General features: G+C 30.7%; 18 protein-coding genes. 9 read left to right on the top strand and 9 right to left on the bottom strand.

Translation table 11 applies throughout. From position 1 onward, the window contains the following. Positions 1-10: 10 nt before the first annotated feature. The 6 genes from R6X41_RS07130 (at position 11) to R6X41_RS07155 (ending at position 6,095) form a co-directional block, all read left to right on the top strand. Positions 11-2,443 carry a dynamin family protein gene (locus tag R6X41_RS07130; protein ID WP_318498794.1) on the top strand — a complete coding sequence of 811 codons (2,433 nt, stop codon included), beginning with the start codon at positions 11-13 and terminating at the stop codon, positions 2,441-2,443. Positions 2,444-2,457: 14 nt separating this feature from the next. Continuing rightward, positions 2,458-3,444, top strand: coding sequence for a hypothetical protein (locus R6X41_RS07135; RefSeq protein WP_318498796.1), 987 nt, complete (start codon positions 2,458-2,460; stop codon positions 3,442-3,444). Further along, positions 3,431-4,471, top strand: coding sequence for a hypothetical protein (locus tag R6X41_RS07140; RefSeq protein ID WP_318498798.1), 1,041 nt, complete (start codon positions 3,431-3,433; stop codon positions 4,469-4,471). The genes R6X41_RS07135 and R6X41_RS07140 overlap by 14 nt, the downstream gene beginning before the upstream one ends. Further along, positions 4,472-4,708 carry a hypothetical protein gene (locus R6X41_RS07145; protein WP_318498799.1) on the top strand — a complete coding sequence of 79 codons (237 nt, stop codon included), beginning with the start codon at positions 4,472-4,474 and terminating at the stop codon, positions 4,706-4,708. Positions 4,709-4,746: 38 nt separating this feature from the next. After that, positions 4,747-5,190 carry a hypothetical protein gene (locus tag R6X41_RS07150; protein ID WP_318498801.1) on the top strand — a complete coding sequence of 148 codons (444 nt, stop codon included), beginning with the start codon at positions 4,747-4,749 and terminating at the stop codon, positions 5,188-5,190. Between the two features lie 224 nt (positions 5,191-5,414). Next, the gene (locus R6X41_RS07155; protein ID WP_318498803.1) at positions 5,415-6,095 is read left to right on the top strand and encodes a hypothetical protein; all 681 of its coding nucleotides are present in this window, start codon (positions 5,415-5,417) and stop codon (positions 6,093-6,095) included. Here the strand turns inward: R6X41_RS07155 and R6X41_RS07160 are convergent. Together R6X41_RS07160 and R6X41_RS07165 are read right to left on the bottom strand one after the other, a co-directional pair. After that, the gene (locus R6X41_RS07160) at positions 6,076-6,624 is read right to left on the bottom strand and encodes an NUDIX hydrolase (RefSeq protein WP_318498804.1); all 549 of its coding nucleotides are present in this window, start codon (positions 6,622-6,624) and stop codon (positions 6,076-6,078) included. The two genes, R6X41_RS07155 and R6X41_RS07160, sit on opposite strands and share 20 nt — an antisense overlap. A gap of 46 nt (positions 6,625-6,670) precedes the next feature. Continuing rightward, a complete protein-coding gene (locus R6X41_RS07165; protein WP_318498805.1) occupies positions 6,671-7,759 on the bottom strand; it encodes a M42 family metallopeptidase in 1,089 nt (362 codons plus the stop codon). Positions 7,760-7,860: 101 nt separating this feature from the next. Between R6X41_RS07165 and R6X41_RS07170 the strand changes: the two genes are divergently transcribed. Both R6X41_RS07170 and trhA read left to right on the top strand, forming a co-directional pair. Continuing rightward, entirely contained in the window at positions 7,861-8,544 is a 684-nt protein-coding gene (locus R6X41_RS07170) for a DUF4294 domain-containing protein (protein ID WP_318498807.1), read from the top strand. Further along, on the top strand, positions 8,541-9,167 hold the full coding sequence (gene trhA / locus R6X41_RS07175) for a PAQR family membrane homeostasis protein TrhA (RefSeq protein ID WP_318498808.1): 627 nt from the start codon (positions 8,541-8,543) through the stop codon (positions 9,165-9,167). Before R6X41_RS07170 ends, trhA begins: the two co-directional genes overlap by 4 nt. A 6-nt stretch (positions 9,168-9,173) precedes the next feature. Here the strand turns inward: trhA and R6X41_RS07180 are convergent, their stop codons facing one another. From R6X41_RS07180 to R6X41_RS07190, 3 genes are read right to left on the bottom strand one after another with little or no spacing between them, the layout of a single operon-like run. Then, positions 9,174-9,605, bottom strand: a complete 432-nt coding sequence (locus tag R6X41_RS07180; RefSeq protein ID WP_318498809.1) for a DUF4268 domain-containing protein — start codon at positions 9,603-9,605, stop codon at positions 9,174-9,176. A 3-nt stretch (positions 9,606-9,608) separates the two neighbouring features. Then, positions 9,609-10,283, bottom strand: a complete 675-nt coding sequence (locus R6X41_RS07185) for a ZIP family metal transporter (protein ID WP_318498810.1) — start codon at positions 10,281-10,283, stop codon at positions 9,609-9,611. Further along, positions 10,283-11,014, bottom strand: a complete 732-nt coding sequence (locus R6X41_RS07190) for a class I SAM-dependent methyltransferase (RefSeq protein WP_318498811.1) — start codon at positions 11,012-11,014, stop codon at positions 10,283-10,285. The genes R6X41_RS07185 and R6X41_RS07190 overlap by 1 nt, the downstream gene beginning before the upstream one ends. Positions 11,015-11,072: 58 nt before the next feature. Here R6X41_RS07190 and R6X41_RS07195 point away from each other — a divergent pair, with 58 nt between their 5' ends. Continuing rightward, positions 11,073-12,230, top strand: a complete 1,158-nt coding sequence (locus R6X41_RS07195) for a THUMP domain-containing class I SAM-dependent RNA methyltransferase (protein ID WP_318498813.1) — start codon at positions 11,073-11,075, stop codon at positions 12,228-12,230. A gap of 39 nt (positions 12,231-12,269) precedes the next feature. Here R6X41_RS07195 and R6X41_RS07200 read toward each other — a convergent pair whose 3' ends face one another. The 4 genes from R6X41_RS07200 to rlmD all read right to left on the bottom strand — a co-directional run bounded on the left by R6X41_RS07200 (position 12,270) and on the right by rlmD (position 15,626). Then, the gene (locus tag R6X41_RS07200) at positions 12,270-12,809 is read right to left on the bottom strand and encodes a lipid-binding SYLF domain-containing protein (protein ID WP_318498815.1); all 540 of its coding nucleotides are present in this window, start codon (positions 12,807-12,809) and stop codon (positions 12,270-12,272) included. Between the two features lie 139 nt (positions 12,810-12,948). Then, positions 12,949-13,698, bottom strand: a complete 750-nt coding sequence (locus R6X41_RS07205; protein WP_318498816.1) for a DUF6048 family protein — start codon at positions 13,696-13,698, stop codon at positions 12,949-12,951. Continuing rightward, a complete protein-coding gene (locus R6X41_RS07210) occupies positions 13,670-14,209 on the bottom strand; it encodes a DUF6452 family protein (protein ID WP_318498818.1) in 540 nt (179 codons plus the stop codon). Before R6X41_RS07210 ends, R6X41_RS07205 begins: the two co-directional genes overlap by 29 nt. A gap of 7 nt (positions 14,210-14,216) precedes the next feature. Continuing rightward, positions 14,217-15,626, bottom strand: a complete 1,410-nt coding sequence (gene rlmD, locus R6X41_RS07215) for a 23S rRNA (uracil(1939)-C(5))-methyltransferase RlmD (RefSeq protein ID WP_318498820.1) — start codon at positions 15,624-15,626, stop codon at positions 14,217-14,219. Between the last annotated feature and the right edge of the window lie 4 nt (positions 15,627-15,630).

The raw sequence follows: 15,630 nt of genomic DNA on the forward strand, positions 1-15,630 counted from the left end.
ATAAATTACAATGAATACAAATATAACCACAGAATTAGAGAATTGTATTAAGGTAGCTGAAAATATAGAGGATAATGGTGCTAAAATTGTTTTAGAATCTTTTTTACAGCGTCTTCAAAATAATGAATATTATTTACCTGTCGTAGGACAATTTTCGGCAGGAAAATCACAATTAATTAATAAATTATTAGGACAAATAATTTTACCTGTTAAAAGCATAGAAACGACAGCATATATAACGTATATAAAATATGGTGAGAACGGCGCAGAGCTCTTATACAAAGATGGTACTATTGAAAAAATAGAATTAAAAGATTTATTAATTTTAGATCAACAAGAATCTGAAGTTAGAACTAATAGTATTGAAAGCATTCATGTTACACTTAAGCATCCTATGCTCGAAAATGGTTTAGTTTTACTTGACACACCTGGTGTGAATACACTAATTAATAACCATATTTCTCTTACTGAATCAGTTTTAGATGAATCACAATATATTATTTATGTTTTTGGAAAATCAGTTACTTCAGAAGATTTAAAATTAATAGAAAAATTAAAGAAAATTGGAATTAAATTTTTGTTTGTTAGAACCAAATTAGATGATTTAAAATTGCAAGAAGAAACAATTGAACAAGCTTTATCGACCGATAAAAATATCTTAACAAAACTGGAGGGTAAGGAATTAGTCTATTTCCCTATAAGTAATCATCCTGTAATTGGAAAGAAACCTGAATGGGAAAATTATTTTTCAAAATTAGAATTATATATTTCGGAAACCATATCTAAGAATACTCAATCCTTTTATATTAATTCTCTAGAAGACAGATTGATTATAATGAAGGAGACATTACGTTTTAAATTGAATGATAAAAAGGAATTATTAGAAACTTTATCACATAGTAGTATTCAGGAAATTGAAAAGAAACAACAAAGTTTAGAATACCAAATTCGTACTATTGAGCGTGAAGTTTTAATCTCTGAAAAAGAGATTGCTTCAATAATTCCAGAATTAATGTCTGAATTAAAACACGATATTAAAAAAATAACTCAAACTGAACTTTTAAATTTTGAATCAGCTTGTAATTTGGAACATATTAATCTTGAAAAATGTCAAGAATTTTTAAAGATTAAATTTGAAGAATCATTTGATTTAGCACAAGATCTAATGATTGAATCTGCAAAGCAAAAAGTTAATAAATTTACTGAAAATTCAGCCGAAAAATTTAACTCATGTTTCACGGAATTAAAGACGGCTTTGGGAAATGAAAATTTAGAAATAGATTTAGATTTCAACTTAGATACCTATGTAAAAAAATCTGAAGAGAATTCCAGAAAACTTGAGGTATTTTATCAAAAAAAATCTGAGATAGAACATTTACTAACTGTGAAATCAGTGGAGCTAAAGGAAATAGGTGTAAATAAACAAAAACTTGAATCTACTTTAATTGAAATGAATGAAGTTCAGTTGCAATTAAATAATCAGAAAATTGAATTGAATGAGTCTTATGAACCTGTTTATATTACAGAAGGAGGTAATGCAGGAAGTGTATTAAAAACTGTTGGAGATGTATTGGATTTGGCAGCATTATTTATTCCAGCTTCAGGTTTTGCAAAAGCGGGATCTGCTCTAGGGATTAAAGCAGCAGCTATGGCTTCTAAAGGAAGTAAAGTTGCTAAAATGACATCCAAAGCTGGAAAAATCACTAATATACTTACTAAAACAGGGTTAAAGGTTGGTTCTACGGTTTTAAATGGTGGTTCTAAGATTATGACAATTGCTTCTAAAACGGACAAGTTTAAGGATGAAACTAAAATTGGAGAATTAGTAACAAAAGGAATGAGTAAAGATGGACATAATAAGGTGTTATCAGGTATAACAAAGACATTATCTATGCTTTCTTTTTCTCATTGGGGAGAAAAATTAGGTGATTCAATTGATCCTATAACTATGAAACTTGATAATGAACATGAACAACAATTTTCGCAAAGAAGAAGGGCTATAGATCATCACTTAAATGTGGTTCGTAATCGGACGCTTGAAGAAATGAATAAGAATGGACTTTTTGAAAGTAATGATGCAAGAATAAGAAAAGAAAAAGAATTGATTTTAAAAAGTAATCAAGAGTTAGAGTTACGTTTACAAAAAGAAAAAGTTAAATTATATTCTGAAGCTACAGTTAAGTCAAAAGAACAAGCTAAAATTGTAGTAAACGAAAAATTAGAATCCAGTTTAAGTGATTTTGAAAAACAAATATTGTCACAAAGTTCCGTATTACTTAAAGATATCACCAATGATATGAAAATAGCAACAAATCAAATGTCAATGGATAAATTAAATGCAGTAAAAACAGCATTATCTAAAACTTTGGAAGGCAAGAAAAATAATATGGATAGTGTTAAAAGTTTTGAAAAAGAATATGATAATCTAGTTTCTGCTCTTTAAAAGATGTTTTTAATATGGAAAATTTGAAGTTGAGCAATACACAAGGAGATTTTTTTCTCTGTATTTCTCTTTCTGAAGATGTTGGATTATCCTTATTTGATAGTTTTATTGATGAAGAAAGTCAAGTAATAAATAAGAATAAGGTTTATTGTCTGAAATCTGAAAGGAGCATAGTTAAGGAAGGAGAAATAAATATACATATACCATTTAAATTGGTGAATTTTATTTTTGTTTCTTTAAATAAAGAAGGATATAAAAGTTTTATTAATATTTCTGATCATTACCAAATTAATTCTGTAATTCATAGAATCAGGAAAGTTGTTGTGTATGATGCCTTTCCTTTTCAACAATCTGATACATTAGATTTTATAACTAATTTAAATGAAAACCTAATTGAAAATCTTATTCCATTATCAGTTGGTATAGTTTATGGAACAAGGCAATTTAGCTCAACAGATATAGTTGGGCTGCCTCAAGCAATGGAAGAGGCTGTAACTAATTATGAATCTTTAATTAATAAGAATGAAATATTTAAAATAAATTCAAAACTTTCTCATAATAATTTAAAACAAATTATATCTAGGAAAGGCTCTTTTCGTTTGCTAAGACATCTAAGACATTTGAAATCAGTAAATTCTTTGATTAAAAACAATACATTAATGAAAGAAATGTTTGACTTAGATTTCGAAAATATTATAATTGAGATACGTTTAGAGTATAAAACTAATAAATTTCACGTTAATGAATTGTCTACAAAAATTTACAATGGAGTTTTCGACAATATCGAATTATTAGACTTAATTAGTTTCCAAAGAAAAAACAGTATTGAAAATCTTAAGAAATTGATAAAAAAAGATAGCTTTTTATTAGCTAAAAACTTCATTGATTTTTTTAAAAATAATAAAAGAAATAATTTGATTAAAACTTCAAAAGTATTAGCGGATAAAGTATATAGTCATAATAAAAATGAAATAAATTACTGGAATAATGAAAAACAATAACGTATTATCAATTTTAATATTTATAGCTATTGGCTCATTTACTATACCTCTATTTAATATTATTGCAAATGGACAATTTTATTGGGGAATAGCACCGTCATTATTTATAGCAATATTTTTTTATTTACAGGGTGAAAAAACGAAAGAAGAAAGAGATTTAGCTGTAAATTCTTTAAAAGCATACCAAATTAGTTTGGAAAACATTTTAAAACAAAGTTCTATTGATACGAGTAATGTTATAAATTCTTTGAAGGAAGAAAATTCATTATCACATAAAAAAGTTCTTGATTCTCTTAATATACAAACAAAAGCACTTAACAACGATATTAAAAGTTCTATTCAATCCTTTTATGAAATAGCTAAAACCAATAGTGCACAGCTTATGGTCTTGGAAAGTAAGATGATAGAATCTATCCTTGATTTAGGAAATCAAACTATAAATAGTTTCTCCAATTCTAATGACAGATTGATAGGTAAAATAGATGAATCGTTTGGTAAACAAGAATTTATTTTAAATAGTATTAATCATCTATTAGGAAAAGAAATAAAAGAAGCTAATATAGCTAACCAAAAGAGCATAAATCAGACTCAAGAAATTTTTACCTCAAATATTATTTCAATTAATGATAATAATATTGCTTATAAAAGAAACCTTGACATGCTCATGGAGTTTGTGAATAGTTTTGAAAAAAACCATAACGTATTAATTGAAAATTTATCAAATGATCAAATTAATTTTAAGGAAACTGTAATTACTTCTTTTAGTAATTTTGACATTTCTGTAGTAAATATGAAGAAATCTTTTAGAGGCTTTAATTCATCACTTGAAGAATTTCCAAGTAAATTAAATGATTTTATTTCCATTTCTAAAAAAAATAACAACGAAATAAAGACTTTTATTGAAGATTTAAATATTAAAATGGAAAAAGTTCAAAAAGGATATTTGGATAATTCAAAGGAGATACTAGAAGACTTAAAGGAATTACATAAAGTGGATGAGGAACTAATTTTAAATTTATTAACTTAAATGACACAACTGAATTTATTAGGCTTAATTGATATGGAAGAAAATACTTTTAATTCTATTTATAAGGATATGGATTTGAGTCTTATTACGATAGAGAATGAAGTGTTATCAGAAAAAATAGATTTGTATTTCCTTTTATTAGATAATATCCGACAACATGCTTATAGTGGTTCAAATAGGCAAGTTTTAAAATTATTAGTAATATCTCAACAAATCAGAAAGAAACTATTTTCGTAGATGTGTTGTTTTAACCCTACAAACTAAGATATAATAATATGCAAAATCCAAACCGTCCATACCACCGTACAGAAATCGACCAATTATTCACCAAAGTCAAAGCACAAATGCAAAAACAAGCCTTGATTAGAGGAGGAGATGGTTTAGCACTTTATACAGATTGTTATACTGGAGAAACCTTGAGAGGTGGCGATCGTTACGATTATGAGCACATCCGTTCTGCTGAAGCTGTGTTTATGGAGTATCGGGATCGATTAACCAATAGTGAAATTGCAGAAGTCGTTAACTGCCTGGAAAATGTGTCTGTAACCTTAAGAACGATTAATCAATCTAAGGGCAAATATAAAATGGAAGATTGGTTGAATAACGCTTCAAATATCGATACACATAGCATAAATATTAAAGTAACCAGCTCATCTATTATGAAAGCCGATTTAGGTATACATCAAAAGGCTGAAGAGATTTTAAATAGACAAACTTAAGTAAATGGAGTATCTTATAAAAGTACTGCCAATTCTAAAATTAAAAGGCTGTTCTGTTTGTACAATTTGTATGAATAAACAGCTTTTTTTGTTATAATAATTATCAAATAGACACCTTTTGTCTATTTGATAATTAAATTTGTTTATGTAAAATAGTTCGTGTGGCCTTGGTAATTATAGCAACATAAATTGTTTTTATTGATCCCAAATCAAAACTCCCATAAATGAAACATATCCTACTATGTATTTGTTGTTTACTATGCTGTAATATGTTTTCAGTCCAAGCAGCGACTTTAAATAATACAAATACGACAGTAATTAAAGATCGCGATAAAAATCAATTTAATCCCATTTTAATTGATAGACAGTATATCTCCGAACAAAGTCAGCAATTCATTAATCAAGAAATAAGTTTTGTTAGGGTTTTGGAAGAAGCGTCAAAATTTTGGCAGTCTGATGAGACACGAATAGAACGCTGGGAGCCAAGAGTCGAAAAGTATTTTAATGCGTCTACCTTTTCAAACTACGAAAATGAACATATTAAAAAGCAATTAAATGCAGAACAATCTCAAACCGATTTAAACAAAATCGTAAATATAATCACTACCGAAAGTATTGCTGAATATACAACTGAAGTAGCTATTTTGGGGCTTATTTGGATGTTAATGGGAGCTGTAGTCGTGTATACTAAAGGCCGACTTTTTGTTTTAGACGTTGTTCTAACTACAGTGATTTGTGTTTGGTTTGGACTTAAAAATCAAATGATTAAAGATAACCTAGAAGATTTCCTAGTCTTAAAAAACACACGTTTATCGGAAATGGTTGATGGTACAAATAATAATAAGATTAATCCAATGTCTTACGATAAACCTAAAGATCTAGAAGCTATACGACTTCTTGAATAGCTTTTAAAATCTGTTTATAATAAGCCCTATTAGAAGGCACAAAATAATCGTTAGTCTCACTATTAGCTAAAAGTGATTCAAATTGTGTAATGGTCACCAATTGCAAGGCTTCAACTTCCTCATCTTGTGGTGTTAATGTATGTAATGACTGACTTAATTTGGCAATATAAGTATGATGAAATTCATTGTCTTGAATTCCAGATTCGTAACTTTGAAAACATTCAAAAACCCCAATTTTAATTAAATCCGAATTGGTTAAAGTTAAACTGAGTTCTTCTAAAGTTTCTCGAATAGCTGCGTCTTCAATCGTTTCTCCTGCATCTACATGACCAGCAACAGAGACGTCCCACATGCCAGGACAAATCGTTTTTTTATAACTACGTTGCGCTAATAAAATGTCACCAGAATTCGTGTATAACCAAACGTGAGCCGTATTATGGTAATAACCTTTGGTATGGATTTCAGACTTTAAAGCTGTTTTACCAGTGGGTTTATAATCTTTGGTTACTATGTCTATAATTTCGTCCATAATTAAAAGAAAAAGCCTCAGAATTATCTGAGGCTGAATTATAATTTTATTTAAAATAACTAAATGTTTCGCCTTCTTCAATCTTTAAAAGCGTTTCATAAATTAATTTAATTACATGTTCAACATCCTCGCGATGTACCATTTCTACAGTGGTATGCATATAACGAAGCGGTAAAGAGATTAGGGCAGAAGCAACACCACCATTACTATATGCAAAGGCATCTGTGTCTGTTCCTGTTGCTCTCGATAGGGCAGAACGCTGAAAAGGAATCTTATTATTTTCTGCAGTTTCGGTGATTAAATCTCTTAATTTTTGTTGCACTGCAGGCGCATAAGCGATAACAGGACCAAGACCTAACTCTAAATGACCTTCCTTCTTTCTGTCAATCATCGGTGTTGTCGTATCGTGAGTAACATCGGTAACTATAGCGACATTAGGCTTTATGGTTTGCGCAATCATTTCGGCACCACGAAGTCCAATTTCTTCTTGCACAGAGTTTGTAATGTATAATCCGAAAGGTAATGTCTTTTTATTTTCATGAAGTAAACGCGCCACTTCAGCAATCATAAATCCACCCATTCTGTTGTCTAAAGCACGACACACAAATTTATCTCCGTTTAAAATATGGAATTCATCTGGATATGTAATTACACATCCAACGTGTACGCCCATGTCTTCAACTTCTTTTTTAGTTTTTGCACCAACATCTATGGTAATGTTATCTGGCTTTGGAGTTTCTTCCTTAGATTTATCTCTAGTATGAATTGCTGGCCAACCAAAAACACCTTTTACAATGCCTTTTTTAGTGTGAATATTTACTAATTTACTAGGTGCAATTTGATGGTCGCTACCACCATTTCGAACCACATAAATAAAACCTTCATCAGAAATAAAATTTACATACCAAGAAATTTCATCTGCATGTCCTTCAATAACAACCTTGTAAGGTGCATCTGGATTAATAACTCCAACTGCAGTACCATAGGTATCTGTTATAAACTCATCTACATAAGGTTTTAAATAATCCATCCACAGTTTTTGCCCTGTCCATTCGTATCCTGTAGGCGCTGCATTATTTAAATATGTTTCTAAAAAGTCCAGCGATTTTTTATTTAATATACTCTTCTTTGCCATTTATAATAGTTTTGCATAAAAATAATAATATTAATACGATTTTAAGGTTTTAACAGGTGTAAATTATTAATTTTGGAATAGTTTTTGGCCTCTGTTTTTATATGAAAATCCTACTTTACATTTTATTTTTAATTCCATGTTTTTCTTGGGCTCAGATTGAAGAGATTGAGCAAGACAGTCTGCAGGAAAATTTTATTATTATTGAAGGCGATAGTACTGTTAGAAAAAGTATTGATTTAGACGAAGTTATGATTCTTAATAAAATCGATTTTACAGATAGAAAGGAACGCATTCAGTATATAATTTTACGTCGAAAAACGCTAAAAGTGTATCCGTATGCAAAAATGGCAGCCGATAGATTACAAGAATTACAATTGCAATTAGATAAATTAGATAAAACTCGTGCTAAAAAACGATATACAAAACAGGTGCAAAAGTACTTGGAAGAAGAATTTACTGCAGAATTGAAAAAAATGACTCGTACTGAAGGTCAGATATTAGTTAAACTTATTTATCGCCAAACTGGCGTTACGACTTTCGATTTAATTAAAGATTTACGAAGCGGTTGGCGTGCATTTTGGTTTAATAGTACGGCGAGTTTATTCGATATTTCATTAAAAGAAAAATTTGATCCTATGGAGTCTAAAGAGGATTACTTTATTGAAGACATCTTACAACGTAGTTTCTTGAACCAACAATTAGATCGTCAGAATTCTGTTTTAGATTTCGATTTTTATGCTGCCGAAAGCAAATGGTCTAAACGATTAGAAAAGCCTGAAAAATGAGAATGCAATCGCCTTTCGAAGAAAAACTTAATGCCATAACTCATGGTTTAGGAGCTGTATTAGGCCTATTAGGATTTGGATTATTGTTATATTATAACGAACAAAAAACAGATTGGACAACCTTTAGCGTTGTGGTATATGGTGTATCTATAATTGTGTTGTTTTCTGCCTCAGCATTATACCATTCTGTGACTAAGGAAAATCAGAAACATTATTTAAGAATTGTAGACCACATTAGTATTTATCTTTTAATAGCAGGAACGTATACTCCGGTATTATTAATTGCCTTAAAACACAGTTTAGGTTGGAATTTATTTTGGACGGTATGGGGAATAGCTGCTTGCGGACTTATTCTTAAATTGTTTTTTACAGGTAAATTCGAACTATTTTCTACCTTATTATATTTAATAATGGGTTGGCTTATTATTTTCGATTTTACCAATCTTGCTGAAGTTATTGGAGATGGTGGTGTGTATTTACTTTTTGCAGGTGGATCTTTTTATACCGTTGGCATTATTTTTTATCTTTTTGATAAAATCCCGTACAACCATGTAATATGGCACTTATTTGTTCTTGCAGGAGCCATCAGTCATTTTTTGATGATTTTTTTATACGTAATCTAAACGATACTAATCGTCTTTTAAAATGTCTTCGTAATCTTCAAAAAAGGATTCGAATTTAGCCATGTTTTCATTAAAAAACTCCATAACCTCCAACCAGGTATTTTTGTTGTGAATGGATACTTTTTGTTCTAAAGGCACGTAAATTCGAGATATTTCTTTTCCGTTATCCAGTAAAAATTCTTCTTCGAAAATAGCTTCAGGTAAATAATCATCTTTTAAAATAGACTTTAACGATTCTAATTTCTCCCAATGTTTAATGCGGTTTTCTAAATCTTCTTCCACATCTAAAGTGACAAAAGCACATTTAGTATCAAAATGAAATTTAAAACTAAAGCCTTTAATTTTCGTATCATAGAGTAGCCATTTTCTCTGAAAAGACTTTCCAAAACTGGTCCAAAATAATTCTCTTAATTGTCGGGATTCTTCTTTACTAAACATAATTTAAATGACGTAAGCAGCGGCAACACCCGCGAATATTGAAATTAATTTTGTTAAATTGAATTTATGGTCTTCGCTACTTTCAAACAAAATAGTTGTAGAAATATGGAAAAATATTCCGATTACAATCGCATTTATATATTGAATATAATCTTCGGCTAAGGTTAAATGATTCGAGATAAATGTCCCAAGCGGTGTCATAATCATGAAAAAAGTAAGGAAACCAACAGTTTGTAATTTACTATAATGCGATTGAATTAAAAACGTAGTAATCAATGCCGCAATAGGAATTTTATGAATTAAAACACCATATACCATATCATTGTGATGATGGATCGGGAACCCTTCTAAAAAGCTATGAATACACAAACTAATAAACAATAACCAAGGAAAAGTAGTGTCGTGTTTATGTATATGCACATGGCCATGTTCTGCACCTTTAGAGAAGAATTCTAGTACAATTTGTAGCAGAATTCCGAACATGATAAATAAGCCTGTTTGTTTAGATTCTAGATGATGATACACTTCTGGAAGTAACTCAAATAGGGTTAAGGCCAATAAAAAAGCACCACTAAAAGATAATAACAATTTAGTGTTTAAAGCCGGTTTAGATTTACCAATTAAGGCTATAGCAATACCAATAATAACGGCTAATATGGGAAGTAAATACGAATTCATTATTTAATAAGCATAACTAATCTATCTGATGTTTTAGCATCAAATTTGTGTAATTTATAATTTCCAAAAACTTCTAATAAGTTAACATCTGCAGCTTCAAAAAGAGCTTCAAAATCTTTTAAAGTAAACGCTCTAACACGTTCTTGATAGTTATAATCTTCACCTTCAAAAGTAAAAGAGATGTCTTTTATAATATGGCCATCTTTAACATAACGTTTTAAATTAAATGTGATGCCATCTACAACTTTAGTGTCTTCAGGAACCAAGTTTGCAATTACATGATCAGAATTCATAAAATCGATAACACCAATTCCGTATTCATTTAAATCACTTTTAATGGCTTTAATGGTGTTTAAATTATCTTCGTCTTTATCAAAATAACCAAAACTTGTAAACAAATTAAAAACAGCATCAAAGGTGTCAGGAAAAGGTTTACACATATCGTGAACCTCGAACTTCAATGTGTCATTTTCAAATTGCTTTGCGTAATTTATACTGTTTTCAGAGAGGTCTGCTCCGGTAACATGGTAACCAAGAGAATTTAAATACACTGAGTGTCGTCCTTTTCCGCACGCTAAATCTAGAATCTTACCTTCTTCTTCAATATTTAAATATTGAGTGAGGTTATCCATGAACATTTGGGCTTCATGATCGTCCCTATCTTTATATAATATGTGGTAAAAAGGCGTATCAAACCACGATACATACCAGGTTGTTTTATCTTTTATCATTTCTAAACTATGTAGGGTGCAAAAATACTGTATTTTTGTAACCTATTTAAAGTAAATAATGGAGAATAATTTTAAAATGGTTGCCAAGACCTTATTTGGCTTTGAAGAATTATTAGCAAAAGAGTTAACTCAGTTAGGTGCACTTGATGTTGAAGTTGGTGTAAGAAATGTGAGTTTTGTTGGGGATAAGGGCTTTATGTACAAAGCTAATTTAGGTTTAAGAACGGCTATTAAAATATTAAAACCAATACGTACATTTCGTGTGGTTACCGAGCAAGATATTTACGACAATGTATATAAAATGCCGTGGGAGAATTATTTAAAATCTACAGGAACATTAGCTATCGACGCCACTGTTAACTCTGATGTGTTTACGCACTCCCTATATATCGCTCAGAAAACAAAGGATGCAATTGTAGATAAATTTAGAAATACGACTGGTGTTAGACCAAATGTAGATTTAAAATTCCCTGATTTAAAAGTTAATATTCATATCGATAGAGAAAAGTGTACGATTTCTTTAGACAGTTCTGGAGATTCTTTACATAAACGTGGTTATAAAACTGCGACTAACATTGCACCTATAAATGAAGTTTTAGCTGCAGGGCTAATTATGCATTCGGGTTGGGATGGACAAAGTGATTTTATGGACCCGATGTGTGGTTCTGGAACTATTTTGGTAGAAGCCGCTATGATTGCGTGTAATATACCGCCTAACTTAATGCGTAAAGAATTTGCTTTTGAACGTTGGGAAGATTGGGATGTTGAGTTGTTTGAAAAAATTGAAGCCTCTCTGTTATCTAAAACGCGAGACTTTCATCATAGAATTATGGGTTACGATAAATCGCCATCTGCGGTTACCAAAGCCATCGAGAATGTTAAAAATGCACATTTAGAAGAATTTGTTTCTGTTAAGCATGAAGATTTTTTTAAGACTCAAAAAGGAGGAGACGAGAAACTACATATGTTATTTAATCCGCCTTATGGTGAACGATTAGATATTGAAATGGAAGAATTTTATGGAAGTATAGGGGATACGTTGAAGCAAAGTTACCCAGGAACAGATGCTTGGTTAATAACTTCAAATTTAGAAGCTTTAAAATGTGTAGGATTACGCCCTTCAAGAAAAATAAAACTTTTTAATGCCAAATTAGAAGCACGTTTTGTAAAATATGTGATGTATGAAGGTAGTAAGAAAGCAAAAAAGCAAGTGTAACCACTTGCTTTTTTTTATAATTTATAATTAAAGACGATTTTATTTAAACGCTTTAAATTTAAATTTTTGTCCTCCAACTGAAGCATCAGCCATTAAACCACCTTTTGTTTGTGTAAATGCAGCAACACCATTCGCGTATTTTGCATTAAAAGATTCACCCGATTTTAGAGCTGTAGCAGAAGCTTGAGCATCGAACTGGAACTTGCCTTTTTGGAAATTTTCTAATTCTGTTGTGCTTTCAAAGAAGATCACTTCAATAATAGCTTCACCACCAGCTTGAAGTCCGATGTTTACTTTTTTAAGACTAGCCATTCCTAATTTGTTACCTCCTTTTTTATAAAGGACTCCATTTCCAGAAGCACCTCCTACAATAAATCCACCTTTTCCAACATTAGGAAAAATAACATATCCTGCAGATTTGTCGAAGAAATCTTTTAATTTTGGATTCCCTTGTAAAAGCGTTTCTTTAGCGCCCTCTGCATCTTTTATAATTTCATTATCTTTTTCACTTTGCGCATTGGCGGTTATTGCCATAAGCCCAATAGTAAAAATCATTACTAATTTTTTTAAGTTGTTCATAATTCTGTTTTTATAATTTTATAATTCAATAAGTAAATATATATTAAAGTTAGTTATAAAAATAAATAGCAGTTATTAAATTAACAGAATAAAAACAACTCATTAGTAATCAAATAAAATAAACCGCAAATTATAATAATTACTTATCTTTTTTGTAAAACGGAATTAAATATGAAACAGAATATCCGAAACCAAAACCAACACCTAAGCTGTCGTACGTTTGGTTAAATCCTGGGATATAAAGGTTTTCAAAATTATTAGGTTCTTCTTGAGATATTAATCCCTTAACAGATACATGAGCCCCCAAATATAAGTTGTTTACAATTTCTACTTTTAATCCTATAACAAGTTCTGCCCATAATGCTGTTAAACCATCATATGTTTTAACGTCTGAAGAGGAAAATTGAGGTTGCCAATATTGATTTGTAGTATAAACAGTATAACTATTAAGCGTTTGACTAAATGCACTTGCACCGATTCGGAATCCACCATAAATTAAATTTTCCATCTCTAGCCAGTTTTTGTAGAAATTATAATCTACTCCCGCTTTAAAATATGTTCCTTGGGTTGTTGCGTTATAATAGGTATTACTAGAGGTTGTCTTTTCTGCTCCAAATTCTCCTGCTAGATATATAAATTTTGTTAACCTATAGTCTCCAACGACCTCAAAACCTTGATATTCTCCATCAAATGCTGTGCGCACAAGCTGACTTAATTCTAGACCAACTCGCAATCCGTATTTTTGTTTAATTATAGTTGAGTCTTGCTCTATAACTGCTAGAGAATCCTTAACATTAATTTCAGGAGTCTTTGTTTGAGCAAGAAGACTTCCACTAAAACAAAGAACTACAATAAGGGTTTTAATGATATATTTTAAATTGTTGTTCATTGTCATTCTCTACAGATTGGTTATCGTCTACTGATCGGATTAGCTTAATCCAGTTATCACTATCCGGCACTAAATTTATACTCACATTTCCATAAATTGTTTTGTAACCACAAGCCCGAGACACATAAACCTCCGTCATGTCGTATGTTATGGTAATAATGTCTTCGTTACCCGTAATATAATCATCGGTATCGTCGTCTGGAGTATCATTATCGTTTACAACATATTCTTCATAAAGTCTATATTGTGTAATCGTTTCGGTAGTTTTTAAAGGAAGTGCTATAGAATCTGTGGCTACAACATTGTAACCAGGCAGCACTTCGTCGTTACCAACACCTTGAATTCTTAAGTTCGCTACACTTTTTAAAACATCGGTATTGGGATAGGTAACATCGTAAAACCGAATAATTAAACTTGGTGTAGTAGGAGTGTCGGCAGAGCAAATATCATCTTTTTCACATCCTAAAAAACTAAGTGCGACTAAGAGTAAAATGACAAATGAATATTTCATATATAATTTATCTTTTTTCTAAAAGTACAACATTTTCTACGTGATGTGTTTGCGGAAACATATCTACAGCTTGCACTTTAGTTACCTTGTAAATAGCATCCATTAAGGCTAAATCTCTAGCTTGGGTTGCGCTATTACAACTTACATACACTATTTTATCTGGAGACACATTTAATAACATTTCAACCACATCTTTATGCATACCATCTCTTGGTGGATCTGTAATAATTACATCTGGATGGCCATGAGTATTTATAAATTGCGTGTTGAATACATTTTTCATATCACCCACATAAAAATCTACATTGTGTATGTTATTGGCTTTCGCATTTTCTTTAGCAGCTAAAATAGCATCTGGAACGGCTTCTACACCAACTACTTTTTTAGCATTTTTTGCTATAAATTGTGCGATAGTACCTGTACCTGTATATAAATCGTAAACCAATTCTTCTCCAGTTAATCCAGCAAATTCACGAGTTACCTTATATAATTCGTAAGCTTGATCTGAATTTGTTTGATAAAAAGATTTGGCATTAATCTTAAACTTTAAGCCTTCCATTTCTTCAAAGATATGATCGCGACCATTAAAACAAACAATTTCTTGATCGTAAATGGTATCATTAGCTTTGGTATTTATCACGTAAAGTAAAGCGGTGATTTCAGGGAATGTTTCAGCAAGATAATTCAATAATAATTCTCGTTTTTCTTTATCTTCTTTAAAGAATTGAATCAGTATCATTAATTCTCCTGTAGATGCTGTACGAATCATTAATGTACGTAATAATCCCGTTTGATTTCTTGTGTTGAAAAATTCTAAATCATTTTCAACAGCAAACGCTTTCACTGCGTTTCTAATCGCATTAGAAGGATCTGCTTGTAAATGACATTTACTAATGTCTAAAATCTTATCCCACATACCTGGAATATGAAAACCTAAAGCATTTTTATCTCCTAGATCTTCATCAGATTGAATTTCTTCTAACGTTAACCAACGGCTATCGCTAAACGAGAATTCCATTTTATTTCTGTAAAAATACTGTTCTGCCGAACCTAAAATAGGAGTAACCTCAGGTAATTCTATATGACCTAAACGGCGTAAGTTATTTTCAGTTTCTTTTTGCTTGTAATGCAACTGCCATTTATAATCCATATCCTGCCACTTACAACCACCACAAACCCCAAAATGTTCGCATTCAGGTGTGGTACGTTTATCAGACAATTTATGAAAAACCGTTGCTTTACCTTCGTAATAGGCTTTGCGCTTTTTATAAGTTTGAATATCTACTATATCGCCAGGTACTGCATTTGGTAAAAAAATAACAGCTCCCTCCGGAGATTTTGCGATGGTTTTCCCTTTTGCTCCTGCATCAAGGACTTCTATATTTGTAAAAACTTCTTTTCTATTTCTTCTAGACATGCGG

It is taken from the genome of Formosa sejongensis (genome assembly GCF_033447105.1).
Taxonomy (GTDB): domain Bacteria; phylum Bacteroidota; class Bacteroidia; order Flavobacteriales; family Flavobacteriaceae; genus Formosa.

What these genes read in the sequence shown, in the direction of transcription:
- R6X41_RS07190 (WP_318498811.1), bottom strand. Translation starts at nt 11,014, where the DNA reads ATGATAAAAGATAAAACAACCTGGTATGTATCGTGGTTTGATACGCCT.
- R6X41_RS07155 (WP_318498803.1), top strand. Translation starts at nt 5,415, where the DNA reads ATGAAACATATCCTACTATGTATTTGTTGTTTACTATGCTGTAATATG.
- R6X41_RS07170 (WP_318498807.1), top strand. Translation starts at nt 7,861, where the DNA reads ATGAAAATCCTACTTTACATTTTATTTTTAATTCCATGTTTTTCTTGG.
- R6X41_RS07165 (WP_318498805.1), bottom strand. Translation starts at nt 7,759, where the DNA reads ATGGCAAAGAAGAGTATATTAAATAAAAAATCGCTGGACTTTTTAGAA.
- R6X41_RS07205 (WP_318498816.1), bottom strand. Translation starts at nt 13,698, where the DNA reads ATGAACAACAATTTAAAATATATCATTAAAACCCTTATTGTAGTTCTT.
- R6X41_RS07210 (WP_318498818.1), bottom strand. Translation starts at nt 14,209, where the DNA reads ATGAAATATTCATTTGTCATTTTACTCTTAGTCGCACTTAGTTTTTTA.
- R6X41_RS07185 (WP_318498810.1), bottom strand. Translation starts at nt 10,283, where the DNA reads ATGAATTCGTATTTACTTCCCATATTAGCCGTTATTATTGGTATTGCT.
- R6X41_RS07135 (WP_318498796.1), top strand. Translation starts at nt 2,458, where the DNA reads ATGGAAAATTTGAAGTTGAGCAATACACAAGGAGATTTTTTTCTCTGT.
- R6X41_RS07150 (WP_318498801.1), top strand. Translation starts at nt 4,747, where the DNA reads ATGCAAAATCCAAACCGTCCATACCACCGTACAGAAATCGACCAATTA.
- R6X41_RS07200 (WP_318498815.1), bottom strand. Translation starts at nt 12,809, where the DNA reads ATGAACAACTTAAAAAAATTAGTAATGATTTTTACTATTGGGCTTATG.
- R6X41_RS07145 (WP_318498799.1), top strand. Translation starts at nt 4,472, where the DNA reads ATGACACAACTGAATTTATTAGGCTTAATTGATATGGAAGAAAATACT.
- R6X41_RS07130 (WP_318498794.1), top strand. Translation starts at nt 11, where the DNA reads ATGAATACAAATATAACCACAGAATTAGAGAATTGTATTAAGGTAGCT.
- rlmD (WP_318498820.1), bottom strand. Translation starts at nt 15,626, where the DNA reads ATGTCTAGAAGAAATAGAAAAGAAGTTTTTACAAATATAGAAGTCCTT.
- trhA (WP_318498808.1), top strand. Translation starts at nt 8,541, where the DNA reads ATGAGAATGCAATCGCCTTTCGAAGAAAAACTTAATGCCATAACTCAT.
- R6X41_RS07195 (WP_318498813.1), top strand. Translation starts at nt 11,073, where the DNA reads ATGGAGAATAATTTTAAAATGGTTGCCAAGACCTTATTTGGCTTTGAA.
- R6X41_RS07180 (WP_318498809.1), bottom strand. Translation starts at nt 9,605, where the DNA reads ATGTTTAGTAAAGAAGAATCCCGACAATTAAGAGAATTATTTTGGACC.
- R6X41_RS07160 (WP_318498804.1), bottom strand. Translation starts at nt 6,624, where the DNA reads ATGGACGAAATTATAGACATAGTAACCAAAGATTATAAACCCACTGGT.
- R6X41_RS07140 (WP_318498798.1), top strand. Translation starts at nt 3,431, where the DNA reads ATGAAAAACAATAACGTATTATCAATTTTAATATTTATAGCTATTGGC.